Here is a 12,443-nt window from a genome sequence, read left to right as displayed (position 1 = left end):
ATAGCGCGGCTGGCTCAGTCGCTAACGTCGTCCTCGACGGGGCTGTTCGGCCCCTCTGGGACGGCGCCCGTCGCGTCGGCGACGTCGTCGGTCCGCTCGACGAGGAGCAACAGCCCGCCGAGGACGAGCATGAACAGGACGCCGACGGGGACCGTGAACCCGACGAGGCCGGCGTGCAGGAAGTAGGTCGCGGCGGCCAGCGGCGCGGCGGCGGCGACCAGGAGTCCGCCCATCAGCCGCACCGGGTCGATCGGCGAGCGCGCCTCGAGGTCCTCGTCGAGGCGGTAGTAGGCGACGCTGAGTGCGAGCGCCAGCGTCACGATGGCCATGCCGAGCAGCCAGAGCCGGTAGCCGAAGACGACCGACGTGTTGTCGGCGAAGCCGGCCGCCTCGTGGACGAACACGGTCGTGTCCAGGAGGTTCGAGAGCCCCGAACCCGGGGCGAACTGGAAGTAGACGTAGAGGAAGTGGACGCGGATCAGGCGTATCCCCTGGCCGCTGCCGTAGGAGATGCTCCAGGGCAGCAGCGCACACAGCCACGCGGACAGCACCGCGAGTTCACCGGCGTACTCCGAGCGGACCCACATACAGCGTCGGGGACTCCCCAGGCGGTAAAAGATATCGCCGGGCTCACGCCGATAGTCGTGGCACGGCTCCGACGAGCCGGCCGCGTCTGACGGGGGCGTTACGTTCATGCCCACGGATACCGTACGACCCTCCACTAAGGGATGCGGCGTGACTACTTCACTCTGACCGTCGACGGTGTCGCCGGGGCCGGAGCCGAGCGACCGGTCGTCACCATCGCCTACGAGGGGCCCACCGACCAGCTGGAGACCCAGCTCAGCAAGGGCGACTCGATCCTCGACGACGAGGAGATCGACGTCGCCTACCGGCTCCAGGACGCCCTGGAGGACGACGACCCGACCGGCGTGGTGGCGATCGCCGACCGCGTCACCGGCGAGTACGCCTTCGAGCTCAACGCCGACGCCGACGACGTCTTCGCGTTCATCGACGCCGCCCGCGAGTTCGGAGACACGAGCGACTCCGAGGACCGTTACCGAATCGTCGTGGAGGCCGACGGCGACCGTCTCGCGACCTACGACAAGTCGACGCTGCTCGTCTACGACGCCGAGGGGGAGCTCCTCCGCAGCCGGAGCCTCATCCCCAGCGGCGTCGAGATCTGAGGCCGGCCTCGCTTCTGGCCGCTACAGTCGTTCTCTGTGTTCCTCGACCAGTCGCTCGGCCTGCTCGCGGTTCTGCGTCGCCTTCCAGCGCACCCGCTCGCCGTCGCCGTAGGCGAGCGCCTCCTTGAGACTGTCCCGGAGCGGGCCGTGCTCGACCGCGAGGACGGTCCCGTCGGCGTCCCCGAGCTCGTAGATACCGTACCGGTCCGGGGCCTTGCCGACGGTCGCTCGCTCGAGCGGTTCCCAGGCCTTCTTCAGTGGCATCACTCGGTTCCGGTCCTCTCGCCCTCGGCGTCCCCGCCGTTTTCGGGGGCGACGATCTCGTAGGAGGACTCACCGCGGCCGTCCTCCGCGAAGACGAACACGCGCCCGCGGGCGGCCTCGGGGTCGGCCGTCACCTCGATCCGGTAGCCGTGGTTCGTCGCGTCGACGCCGGGGAACAGCGACGTCTCCTCGTCCCGCTCGAGGAGGACCCGGCCGACGCCCGTCGTCTCGAGGATCTCGTCGTGGGTGTCCCGGTCGTTCACGTAGACCATCACGCCCTCGCGCTCGTCCGGCGACGTGACGAGGACGTGGACGTCCTTGCCGGGCCCGCAGACGACCGACCCCTCGCGGACGGCCGGCACGCCGTGGTAGAACACCGACCGGCCGTCCAGGTACTCCACCTCGATCCCCTCCGGTTCCAGCGAGATCTGGAGCGTCTCCGGAGCGACGTCGCTTCGGTAGCTCATTGCCGGCCGTTGGACGGGTACGGTCAAAAGGGAGGCGATTGGCACGCGACCCCCGGAAGCGATTTATTTCGTCGCACACGTCCCGAACCGACTGATATCGGTCCTCGAAACGGGACAGAACGCTTACTCGTCGACAGACCTGGAATCGGTATGGAGATCATCGACGGGAACAAGACGGTCTGCAGTCGCTGCGACGCGGTCGTCCCGCTCGCCGACGCCGTGGTGCTCGAACGCCAGAACAACAAGGACATGGAGAAACCGCTCTGCGAGGGTTGTCTCGAGATCGTCGGGGTGCCGAAGGGCTACGAGGTCGAACGCGACGTGACGTACCTGGAGCGCTGACCCCAGTCTAACCGCGACTCTCCCGGCGAGGCGCCGATTTCGAAAGCTCTTCTCCGCGTGCGAGCGACCCGTCGAACGTGCCGAACCTCTCCGCACACCACGTCGGACTGACCGTGACCGACCTCGAGCGGTCGGTCGAGTTCTACCGCGACGGCCTCGGACTGGACGTCCGCGACCGGTTCGAGGTCGCCGGCGACGCGTTCGCGACGGCGGTCGATGTCCCGGGGGCGTCCGGGTCGTTCGCCCACCTCGACGCCGACGGCGTCCGCGTCGAACTCGTCGAGTACGAACCCGCTGGCGACGACCACACCGGCGCCGAACTGAATCAGCCGGGCGCCGCCCACCTCGGACTGGCCGTCGACGACGTGGACGCGTTCGTCGACGACCTGCCGGCGGCCGTCGAGCGCGTGAGCGAGCCGCAGACCACCGCCAGCGGCACGCGCCTCGTGTTCATACGGGACCCGGACGGACACCTGGTCGAACTGCTGGAAGCCTGATCGGGGATGGAACGCCGGAGCGCTCCGGGTTCGGCCTTGCGCTAACCGCCACCGCTTTGTAGCCGCCACGGCGAGAGAGAGGTGATGAACGGTCGCGCGGCCGCCCCGGCGGCGGGCACGGTGCTGAACGCCCTCGCGAACGGCTACGGGTCGGCGTTCGCCATCGACGCCTACACGGAGGCGACGGTGGAACTCGACGCGTCCGGGCCCGTGACCGGCAAGGTCGCCGGAGCGCCCGACGCCGACACCCGGCTCGTCGAGCGCTGCGTCGAGATGGTCGTCGACCGGTTCGGCGACGGCGAGGGCGGCCACGTCCGCACCGAGAGCGACGTGCCGATGGCCTCCGGACTCAAGTCCTCCAGCGCCGCTGCGAACGCGACAGTGCTTGCGACCCTCGACGCGCTCGACGCGCTCGAGGCGATTGACCGCGAGGACGCCTGTCGCCTCGGCGTCGAGGCAGCCCGCGACGCCGGCGTGACCGTGACCGGCGCCTTCGACGACGCCTCCGCTTCCATGCTCGGCGGCGTCACCGTCACCGACAACGCCGAGGACGAACTGCTCCGCCGGGACGAACCCGACTGGGACGTCCTCGTCTACACGCCCGAGGAGCGATCGTTCTCGGCGGACGCCGACGTCTCGCGCTGCGAGCGCGTCGCGCCGACCGCCGACGTGGTCCGGGACCTGGCGCTGGACGGCGACTACGAGCGGGCGATGGGCGTCAACGGCTTCGCGTTCTGCGCGGCGCTCGGGTTCCCGAGCGAGCCCGTCGTCGAGGCGATGCCCGACTGCGCGGCGTCGCTGTCCGGGACGGGACCGAGCTACACCGCCGTCGGCGACCGCGCGGCGCTGGAGGAACTCGAGGGCACCTGGAGCGAACGAGAGGGACACACATGGCTCACGACGACACAACAGACCGGAGCGACGACGAGATGAACGACCAACCAGAGCGAGGCGACCCGGCAGAGATGGATCTCGACGAACTCCGCGAGGAGATCCAGACCATCGACCGCGAGATCGTCGAGCTCATCGCCCAGCGGACCTACGTCGCCGAGGGCATCGCGGCCGTCAAGCGCGAGAAGGGGCTGCCGACGACCGACGAGTCCCAGGAGGAGGCCGTCATGGAGCGCGCCGGCGACAACGCCGAGCAGTTCGACGTCGACGCGAACCTCGTGAAGGCCATCTTCCGGCTGCTCATCGAGCTGAACAAGGTCGAGCAGCGGGAGACACGGTAGGCGGAGACCGCCCGATACAGAATATCAGAGGGACGGAAGGAGCCCACTCACATTTGACGTACTATTCGGTCGTGACCGATATTCGGTACGGAGAGTGGTACAGTTCGAATCCGGCCCATCCGATAACGACGGCGATTGCGCCGAACAGACAGACGACGCTTATCGGAGTGACCCAGACCGGGAGCATGTACAGTGCGCCGTTGATGAGCAGGGGTGGGAACAGATCGACCACCGCCCGCGTGATACTCGTTCCGCCCTCACTGCTGGTCTGTCCTCCCCCCTCACTTCGTGACACCAGCTCGTTCGACTGCGCGGATTCCCCATCTTTGCTCTCGGGTTGTGTCGTCAGCCGTTCCGCCTCGTACGGGCCGGCGTAATCCATCGACCACACGATCTCCCCCTGACGGTCTACTTCGAGTACCCGTCCGCCGTTCGTATCAGTAATCAGTGTATTGCCATTCGGGAGCCGATCTGCGTCGCGCGCCCACTGTAACCGGTCGTCGCTCCACTCCCACGATCGGGTCCACGACTCTCCCTCGCGTTGATACTCGACGATACGGCTGTTTTCGGAGTCGGCGACGAGTACCGCTGGTCCCCCACGACTGGCGTCGATGTAGTCGGGATTGTGCTGTTCGTAGAGGGTGTCGTGGTCGTCGTCCTCGCCCAACGTCCAGGAGTCGTTCATACCGGTCGAGCGGTTCACGAACACTACCTGGTCCTGGTTGCGGAGACTCACCATGATCCGGCTATCGTTCAGCACCTCGACGTCGTTGAGGTGCGTCCAGTCGTCGGGGAATATCCCGCCGCTCGTGACAGGGAGATCCGACTGGGGGTCCCAGGTCCACGTGATGATGCCGGTCTCGGTGTTCACGATAGAGACGCGGTCGGGCTCTCCGATCTCCGCGATCGCGACCCGGTTCTCGTCGATGCGGTCGAAGTCGTGGGCGGCCGTGGAGCCTCGCTTCGGTCGGATTCGACTGTAGAGCTGCGTGGTTTCGCCCGTTTCCACGTCCAACCGTTCGATGACAGTTCGATAGCAGTCCCCGTTCCCGGCTGTCCCGCCAGCACACTGACTCGCGGGGATGATCTCGTGGGCGATGTACTCGACGGTGGAGGGTTGCCCTGTAACTTGATCGACGTCGTGATACGCGTCGTACGTGGTGTTGTAGTACTGTAGTGTCCCATCGGGTGCGACCGAGGCGACGGACCCACCCCCGTGGCTGTCTGCCACGATGACGGTCGTAGCGTTTCGTTCCGGTGCGACCTGCTCCCCGACGCTCGAATCGTACGTGTACGAATCGGCCGCAGTGAGATACGAGTAGGGGAACGGCAGCAGGAGGACGACGAGTAACACCACGAAGAACACGCGAAACCATCGGTGGTCGATATTCATTGTTGATAAGAGAGGTGCTACCGGGGAGAATACCGACTTGGGGCCGTCCGATCCGGTGCAGCCGGTGAATCTACTATCGGTCCAATCAGGGCTAGGTGCATATAGATTATACTTCAACAGGCTCTAATTAATTATTCGGTATATAGAAACAGTATGATATTTTCAGTTAGCTGATATTCCTCATCTGAGACGGTACGGGACTAGTTAGGCCCATATGCGAGTTCCCTGCACCAGCAGATCCCAGGGACTGAGGTTCGGAGAGAGCCGATTCTGCCGATCGCTGTACCGGTAGAACGTACAGATGAACCCCACCTACACGACGATATTCGGGGCAGTTTCCCGATCCGCTAACGCCGACGGCCGTCGTCCGGGGCCGACTGTCGGCCCTACTCGCCGGCGGCGACCTCGACGCTGCCGCGCATCGCCTCGGGGTGGTACTCGCAGAAGTACTCCGCGAACTCCTCGCTGGCCGTGACCTCCATGGAGACGGTCTCGCCCTCCGACTCCGAGGACTCGGAGGCCGCCACCTCCTCACCGTTCTCGTCGACGAAGATGAGCTCGTGCTCCGCGCCGTCGAGGTTCTCCCAGACGATCTCGTAGGTCTCGCCCGCCTGGAGCTGGAGCGGCGGGTTCGTCTCGCCGGCGATGGACTCCGGTTCCTCGCCGACCCAGCCCTGGCTCTCGCCGCCGAGGCGGATCGTCGATCCTGCGTCGATACCCCCGCCCGTACCGCCGTTCGTCTCGTTCCCCGACGTCCCGTTCGTCCCATTTCCGGTCGTCTCGTTCCCCGACGTCCCGTTCGGCTCGTCACCCGACGTGCCGTTCTGGCCGTCGTCGCCGGAGTCCGAGAGCGGATTCCCACAGCCGGCCAGCGACGCCAGGCCGGCCGCACAGGCTGTCAGGACTGTTCGCCGTCGACGGGATGGTCCGTCGCTCATACGTCCGGGTTCGTTCACTTCATTGACAGTATTTTCGGTCGGCGCGATTACTCGCCGGCCGGCCAGCGTGGGTACCCGGGTCGGTCCGCCGGCAGACCAGTTAACAGGCTTCGATGTGTGCGTCTCGATATGGAGCTGTCATCCGACCAACAGACCGAAGCGACCGAGCCGGTGATGCGCGTCCTCTACCAGGCGGGCGTCGCGCTCTCGCCGGACAGCATCGTCGCCAACCTCGACGCCTACGCCGACGAGTCCCACGGCTCGACCGCCGTGAACGAGGCGCTGTCGGGACTGGAGGACGCGGGCCTCGTCAGGCAACTGGACCGCGAGGGCGAGTACTACGAGGTGTCCGACCGCGGTTCGGACTACGTCGAGACGGAGATCGACCAGGAGGCCTTCGGCTTCTCCGGGTGAGGCGCCGCGGACTCGCGGTCACTCGCCGTACGTCTCCGCGAGCCCGTCCAGCGCCTCGTGGTCCTCTGTCGTGTGCGGCGCGGTGAGCGGCGAGACGCTGACACGGCCCTCGACGACGGCCCGGCGGTCGCTGCCGAGCGGGTCGGAGATGTCGCCCTCGGCCATCTGCTGCCAGATGCCGTCGCGGATGCGGATGGTGTCGCCCTCGCGTTCGGCGTCCATCTCGTAGACGTGCGAGGGGCGGGTGATCTCCATCTCGGCGTGGCCCGACTCCGGCGGCAGCGGCGCGTTGACGTTCAGGTAGTCGACGCCCTCGAAGACGTCGACGCCGGGACCGTGTTCGACGAGGTACCGGACCGCGCGGGCGGCCTCGGCGAAGTCGTCGCGATCGGGCTCGAGCTCCTCGTAGGTGACGTCGCCGACCGGGAAGTAGACGGAGGCGGCGATGGCCGGGACGCCGAAGAAGGCGGCCTCCACGGCGGCGGAGACGGTCCCGGAGCGCCCCAGGACGTACTCGCCGAGGTTGGCGCCCTCGTTGCAGCCGGCGACGACGAGGTCCGGGTCGAAGTCGAGGGCGCCGACGGCGGCGACGACGCAGTCGGTCGGCGTGCCGTCGACCGCGTAGCCGAGTTCGTGGTCGTGGAGTTCGACGTTGTGCGAGAGCTGCCGTCCGACGGCGCTCTGGTCGTCGGCCGGCGCCACCACCGTCACGTCGGCGACCGGCTCGAGGGCCTCGTACAGCGCCCGGATCCCGACGGCCTCGATGCCGTCGTCGTTCGTCAGCAGGATGTCCATACCCGGCCTGCGTCGGCCCGTCGCAAAAGCGCGTCGGGAGGTGGGCCGCTCGGCGGTCGACAGTCGGTGCCGCGTTCAGGCCAGCCGGTCGACGACGGTCTCGGCGTCGACGACCAGGTTGTACGCCTCCTCGTCGTCGTTCCACAGCGCGAGGACGTTCTCGAAGCGCAGGAGCGCGCCGTAGGGCGCCCGCTGGAGGTCCTCGTTGAGCGCCGACTCCCGGGTCAACACGGCGTAGTGGTCGACCTGCTCGGAGCCGTCGCTGACCTTGAACAGCGGGTTCCCCTCGTCGGCGAGGTTCGGCGAGAGCTTCAGCGCGTCGAGGTCGATCCGGTCGGTGACGTGCCGCTCCATCTCGGCCATCTTCGCCACCTCGTCGGGGTCGGGCTCGTACTCGACGGCCCGGCGGCCGTCGGTCCGCAGCAGGAGGTAGGCGAACTGCACGTCGACGTTGACGTAGGTGCCGTCGCCGGCGGCGGCCTCGTCGAGGCGCCGCTGGAAGGACGGTACCTCGAGGTCGCGCTCCCGCCGGAACGTCCAGCCGTAGTCGTCCGGCGTCTCGCTCGGCCAAAGCCGGAGCGTCGGGGCGTAGACCGTAGCAGCCCGTCGACGGTCGACGAGGTCGCGTTCGATCTCCCGCAGGCGGGTCGCGGTCCGCTCCTCGGCTGGCGACAGCGCGACGATCGTCCCGTCGTCGGCCAGCGCGTCGAGGTACCGCTCGACGGCGTCGGCGGGCGCCTCGAGTTCCGAGAGGACGTTGCCGAACACCACGAGGTCGTACTCCGTCTCGGGGTCGAACGCCTCGGCGGTCTCCCGGTGGACCGTCTCGTCGAAGCCCGGCCGGGTCGCCGCGAGCATCTCCTCGAGGACGTCGGCGGCCTCGCTCGGCTCGACGGCGTCGTAGTCGACGAGCGCGTCGTCGGGCAGGAAGTCGTGGAGACCGAGCGCGGGGCCGCCCGTCCCGGCGCCGACGTCGAGGACGCGGAGCTTCCGGGCGAGCAGGCCGTCGCGGGCGAGGTCGTCGAGGAGGTACTGGATCGCCGCGTAGTAGTCCGGGAGGTGGTAGATGGCGTAGGCCAGCGCCGTGTCGGCGTCGTACGTGACGGCCGCGTCGGCGAAGTACGCCTCCTTCATGCGGTCGATGCGCTCGCGGAGGTCGTCGCCGCTGTCGCCGTCGGGCCAGCCGGGACCGTACCGTTCGACGAGCAGGTCCTCCAGCCGGCGGGCGTGCTCCTCCGGGAAGCGTTCGACGCCGGCGAACGTCGACGAGACCGGTCCCTCCTCGACGGGGACGAAGGTGCCGTCCTCGCGCTCGCGGAGGCCGAGTTCGAAGACGTGCTCGCGGAGGGTCTGCCGGACGACCGCCGGGTGGGGCTGGCCGTCGACGTACTCGTAGATCTCCTCGGGGTCGATCGGGCGGACGTTCCGGAGGTACCGCGCGTTGTCGAGGATGGCGTCGGTGTCGGTCATCGGCCGGCGTCCTCGTAGAGGTCGACGAACGCCTCGCGGTCCGCGTCGGCGAGCGTCCGGGCGGCCTCGGCGACCGCCTCGCTGCCGTCGTACCGGTCCTGGATGTCGGCGTAGACCTCGGGGGTGCCGTCGACGACCTGTGCGACGAGGTCGCCGAGCGGCGCCGACAGCGTCGTGTGGAACCGCGGGTCGACGTCGTCGCCCGCGAGCGCGTACGCCAGCACGGCGGTGTGGGCCTTCGCCTGGACGGTCTCCATCGCCCGGTCGTGTTCCGCGGGCGTCGTCTCGAAGACCTCGTTGCCGGCCGCCGACAGCGTCTCGCGGATGGACGCCACCACGGGACCGTCCTCGTCGACGACGACTGGGACGTTCCCCGGGGCGTTCGACGCCGAGAACAGCGGGTGGAAGCTCGCTCGCTCCCGACCCTCGGCGTGTTCGCGCAACGCGGCGACGGAGTCGCGCATCTCCCCGGAGACGTCGACGACCGCCTCGGTCGCCCGGTCGGCGTGCTCGGCGACGGCACCGGGGATAGTATTCATCGGCACCGCGAGACAGACCGCGTCGAACCGCTCGTCCCCGTCCAGCGGCACCGCACGGGATGGTGTGGTCTCGGCGAGTGCGTCGGCGGCCGCTTCGGCGACGGCCCGGTCGCGGTCGGCGAAGGCGACCTCGTCGGCGCCGCTGGACCGGGCGAACCACCGCCCCATCTCACCCGCGCCGACGACCAGCAGTTGCATGGCCCCGGATTGCCCCGCGTCGCTCAAAAGGCGTTCGTTCCGGGGAGGCGGGGAGACCGCTGCTGACCGAATCCATCCGGCGAGCTATCACGTCGCGATGTGCCGGATTCCGAATGCCCGTTCGCGGACAGGTCTATCTGTCGAGCGGTACAACGACGAAGCATGTCGGAGATTCCAGGCGAATACCAGGACCTGTTCGAGAAGGAGACGTTCGCCCACGTGGTGACGATGAGTCCGGAGGACAAGCCCCACTCGACGCCGGTGTGGGTCGACTACGACGCCGACGACGACCGGATCCTCGTCAACACCGAACGGCACCGCCGGAAGGCCCAGAACGTGGAGCGCGACCCGACCGTGGCCGTCAGCATGACCGACCCGGAGAACCCCTACCGGTTCCTGTCGGTGACCGGCGAGGTCGACGAGGTCACCACCGAGGGCGCCCGCGAGCACATCGACGAACTCGCCCGGCGGTACATGGGCGAGGACGAGTACCCCCAGCCGATCGAGTCCGAACGGATCATCCTGCGCATCCGCCCCGACGAGGTCCTGACGGGCGGGTAGTCCTCGAGATTCGCCGGAGACGAGTCGGCAGTCGAACGATCACGATCCTTCTACCGACCACGTGCGGCCGCGACCGGACCTCACGCCCGGCCGTATATATACCACCGTCAGTTCAGCCGCTGTGTCGCACCTCAGCAATAATAAGGCGGACGACGACTCTGAGCCAGCAGTCATGTCCTCGTTTCACATATCGAAGAGCGCTCCGGCGGCGCTACGCGCCGTCTCTCCAGCGGCGGGAGATCCTATAAGGAAAGCCGAAGCAGCACGGGTCAAGTGTAATGTCTACGCAAACAAACTCAAGTGGTAACTTCGAATAGCATGGACGACGAACCGGACAGGGAGGGGGCGACGGCGCCCGACGGCGGTGCGGTGAGCGGTGATCGCGACGCCTCGGACGACGAGGTCGAAGAGCTAGCGCTTTCGGACGACGACCGTCCCGACGGCGTCGAGGTGGTCGACGGACCGACTCCGGCCGCACAGCAGACCGGCGACGACCGGAGCCTGGTCTCGGACCACCCGATCAAGGGCGAGATTCTCCGGGAGGTCGACGAGCACTTCGAGGAGGCCAGCCTCGACCGGTCGTTCGCCGACCGGCCGGACCCGGAGTTCATCAAGTCGCAGTTCTTCGACTTCTCCTACCTCGACAACCACGAGGAGGTCGAGCGGCTGTGGGTGAACAAGCCGTACGCGTACGTGTCGATCCTGCGCCGCGACGGCGAGGAGAAGCTCCGCTACCACGTCCACGAGCCCCACCTCACGGAGTTCGAGGAGTACGTCCGCGAGGACCTCGTGAAGATCCTGCGGAACAGCCTGATGTACCAGGACCTCGAGGACGAGGACGACCGCGAGGTCATCTTCGAGCAGAAGGCCAAGGAGATCATCTCCGACCACGCCGCGGCGACCATCGATGACGGCTCGCTGCTGAAGCTGAAGTACTACCTCCTGCGGGACTTCGTCCACCTCGGGCCCATCGACCCCATCATGCGGGACCCGAACATCGAGGACATCTCCTGTGACGGGATCGACATCCCCGTCTACGTCTACCACTTCGAGCACCGCGACCTCCCCTCGAACATCACCTTCGACAAGCAGCGGCTCTCCTCCTTTGCGCTCCGGCTCGCCCAGCGCGCCGGCGAGCAGGTCTCCGTCTCCGAGCCGCTGATGGACGGGACGCTCCCGGACGGCTCACGGGTGCAGCTGACCTTCGGCTCCGACGTCGCGACGCGCGGGTCGAACTTCACCATCCGGAAGTTCGCGAACATCCCGTTCACGCCGGTCGACCTCATCGAGCGCGGCACGTTCAGCGTCGAGCAGATGGCGTACTTCTGGCTGGCCATCGAGAACAACCGCTCGCTCATCTTCGCCGGCGGCACCGGCTCCGGGAAGACGACGTCGATGAACGCGGTTTCGATGTTCATCCCGGAGGACGCGAAGGTCGTCTCCATCGAGGACACCCGCGAGATCACGCTCCCGCACGACAACTGGATCCAGTCGCTCACGCGGGAGTCGATCACCTCCGAGGGTCGCGGCCAAGTCTCGATGTACGAGCTCCTGCAGGCCGCCCTCCGGCAGCGCCCCGAGTACCTCCTCGTCGGCGAGGTCCGGACCGAGCAGAACGTCGCGTTCACGTTCTTCCAGGCCATCGGGACGGGCCACACCGCCTACACGACCATCCACGCCGAGAGCGTCGAGGGCGTCCTCAACCGCCTGGAGAACAAGCCGCTGAACGTCCCCGCGCAGATGGTCCTCGAACTCGACATCATCTCCATCCAGAAGCAGACGTTCATGGACGGCAACCGCGTCCGGCGGAACGACGGCGTCACGGAGATCCTCCCCGGCGGCGACGCCGACGACTCCGTCCGCGCCATCGACATCTTCGCCCGCGACGCCGAGGCCGACACCATCCAGCGGGTGAACAACTCCCAGGTCCTCCAGGACATCGCCGACGACCGGGGGTGGAGCGGCAAGGAACTCGCCGAGGAGCTGCGGAAGCGCCGCGAGTTCCTCCAGTACCTCGTCGACGAGGACATCTCCGGCTACCACGACGTCACCTCGGCCATCCACATGTTCGGGAACGACCAGGCGGAACTGATGAAGCAGGTCGAATCGGGCACGCTGACCCCCGAGGACCTGGTCCAAGAGGATTGAG

At 67.5% G+C, this 12,443-nt stretch carries 16 protein-coding genes; 8 read left to right on the top strand and 8 right to left on the bottom strand.

Features of this window, described 5'->3' with window-relative positions; genetic code table 11:
- Positions 1–14 precede the first annotated feature (14 nt).
- Entirely contained in the window at positions 15–587 is a 573-nt protein-coding gene (locus HWV07_RS00195) for a DUF7549 family protein (RefSeq protein WP_178332356.1), read from the bottom strand.
- A 141-nt stretch (positions 588–728) separates the two neighbouring features.
- On the opposite strand from HWV07_RS00195, the gene HWV07_RS00190 reads away from it, so the two are divergent.
- On the top strand, positions 729–1,184 hold the full coding sequence (locus HWV07_RS00190) for a DUF5793 family protein (protein WP_178332355.1): 456 nt from the start codon (positions 729–731) through the stop codon (positions 1,182–1,184).
- Positions 1,185–1,205: 21 nt separating this feature from the next.
- Here the strand turns inward: HWV07_RS00190 and HWV07_RS00185 are convergent, their stop codons facing one another.
- Both HWV07_RS00185 and HWV07_RS00180 read right to left on the bottom strand, forming a co-directional pair.
- Complete coding sequence (locus tag HWV07_RS00185; RefSeq protein WP_178332354.1) at positions 1,206–1,448, bottom strand: DUF7508 domain-containing protein; 243 nt, start codon at positions 1,446–1,448, stop codon at positions 1,206–1,208.
- Positions 1,448–1,915 (bottom strand): DUF5796 family protein, encoded by a 468-nt coding sequence (locus HWV07_RS00180; RefSeq protein ID WP_178332353.1) that lies wholly within the window; start codon positions 1,913–1,915, stop codon positions 1,448–1,450. Before HWV07_RS00180 ends, HWV07_RS00185 begins: the two co-directional genes overlap by 1 nt.
- A gap of 150 nt (positions 1,916–2,065) precedes the next feature.
- Here HWV07_RS00180 and HWV07_RS00175 point away from each other — a divergent pair, with 150 nt between their 5' ends.
- The 4 genes from HWV07_RS00175 to HWV07_RS00160 all read left to right on the top strand — a co-directional run bounded on the left by HWV07_RS00175 (position 2,066) and on the right by HWV07_RS00160 (position 3,986).
- Positions 2,066–2,257, top strand: a complete 192-nt coding sequence (locus HWV07_RS00175; RefSeq protein ID WP_178332352.1) for a hypothetical protein — start codon at positions 2,066–2,068, stop codon at positions 2,255–2,257.
- A gap of 77 nt (positions 2,258–2,334) precedes the next feature.
- A complete protein-coding gene (locus tag HWV07_RS00170; protein ID WP_178332351.1) occupies positions 2,335–2,754 on the top strand; it encodes a VOC family protein in 420 nt (139 codons plus the stop codon).
- Positions 2,755–2,838: 84 nt separating this feature from the next.
- Positions 2,839–3,687: a shikimate kinase gene (locus HWV07_RS00165; protein WP_178332350.1), complete on the top strand. Its 849-nt coding sequence runs from the start codon at positions 2,839–2,841 to the stop codon at positions 3,685–3,687.
- A complete protein-coding gene (locus HWV07_RS00160; protein WP_178332349.1) occupies positions 3,684–3,986 on the top strand; it encodes a chorismate mutase in 303 nt (100 codons plus the stop codon). Before HWV07_RS00165 ends, HWV07_RS00160 begins: the two co-directional genes overlap by 4 nt.
- Before the next feature lie 61 nt (positions 3,987–4,047).
- Here HWV07_RS00160 and HWV07_RS00155 read toward each other — a convergent pair whose 3' ends face one another.
- The gene (locus tag HWV07_RS00155) at positions 4,048–5,379 is read right to left on the bottom strand and encodes an arylsulfotransferase family protein (RefSeq protein ID WP_178332348.1); all 1,332 of its coding nucleotides are present in this window, start codon (positions 5,377–5,379) and stop codon (positions 4,048–4,050) included.
- Between the two features lie 386 nt (positions 5,380–5,765).
- Positions 5,766–6,317 carry a plastocyanin/azurin family copper-binding protein gene (locus HWV07_RS19610; RefSeq protein ID WP_211694193.1) on the bottom strand — a complete coding sequence of 184 codons (552 nt, stop codon included), beginning with the start codon at positions 6,315–6,317 and terminating at the stop codon, positions 5,766–5,768.
- A gap of 129 nt (positions 6,318–6,446) precedes the next feature.
- Here HWV07_RS19610 and HWV07_RS00145 point away from each other — a divergent pair, with 129 nt between their 5' ends.
- Positions 6,447–6,731 carry a hypothetical protein gene (locus HWV07_RS00145; RefSeq protein ID WP_178332347.1) on the top strand — a complete coding sequence of 95 codons (285 nt, stop codon included), beginning with the start codon at positions 6,447–6,449 and terminating at the stop codon, positions 6,729–6,731.
- 18 nt (positions 6,732–6,749) lie between these two features.
- On the opposite strand, the gene surE is transcribed toward HWV07_RS00145, so the two are convergent.
- From surE to HWV07_RS00130, 3 genes are all read right to left on the bottom strand, one after another.
- On the bottom strand, positions 6,750–7,526 hold the full coding sequence (gene surE / locus HWV07_RS00140) for a 5'/3'-nucleotidase SurE (protein WP_178332346.1): 777 nt from the start codon (positions 7,524–7,526) through the stop codon (positions 6,750–6,752).
- Between the two features lie 75 nt (positions 7,527–7,601).
- A complete protein-coding gene (locus tag HWV07_RS00135; protein ID WP_178332345.1) occupies positions 7,602–8,996 on the bottom strand; it encodes a small ribosomal subunit Rsm22 family protein in 1,395 nt (464 codons plus the stop codon).
- The gene (locus tag HWV07_RS00130; RefSeq protein WP_178332344.1) at positions 8,993–9,733 is read right to left on the bottom strand and encodes a prephenate dehydrogenase/arogenate dehydrogenase family protein; all 741 of its coding nucleotides are present in this window, start codon (positions 9,731–9,733) and stop codon (positions 8,993–8,995) included. The genes HWV07_RS00135 and HWV07_RS00130 overlap by 4 nt, the downstream gene beginning before the upstream one ends.
- A 162-nt stretch (positions 9,734–9,895) precedes the next feature.
- On the opposite strand from HWV07_RS00130, the gene HWV07_RS00125 reads away from it, so the two are divergent.
- Both HWV07_RS00125 and HWV07_RS00120 read left to right on the top strand, forming a co-directional pair.
- Positions 9,896–10,294 carry a pyridoxamine 5'-phosphate oxidase family protein gene (locus HWV07_RS00125; RefSeq protein ID WP_178332343.1) on the top strand — a complete coding sequence of 133 codons (399 nt, stop codon included), beginning with the start codon at positions 9,896–9,898 and terminating at the stop codon, positions 10,292–10,294.
- Positions 10,295–10,612: 318 nt separating this feature from the next.
- Positions 10,613–12,442: a type II/IV secretion system ATPase subunit gene (locus HWV07_RS00120; protein WP_211694191.1), complete on the top strand. Its 1,830-nt coding sequence runs from the start codon at positions 10,613–10,615 to the stop codon at positions 12,440–12,442.
- Position 12,443: the final 1 nt, after the last annotated feature.

Origin of the sequence: Natronomonas salina, assembly GCF_013391105.1 — an archaeon.
Classification (GTDB): domain Archaea; phylum Halobacteriota; class Halobacteria; order Halobacteriales; family Haloarculaceae; genus Natronomonas; species Natronomonas salina.
Note: the sequence above shows the minus strand (reverse complement) of the source record. Positions and strands in the feature narration are given on the sequence as shown.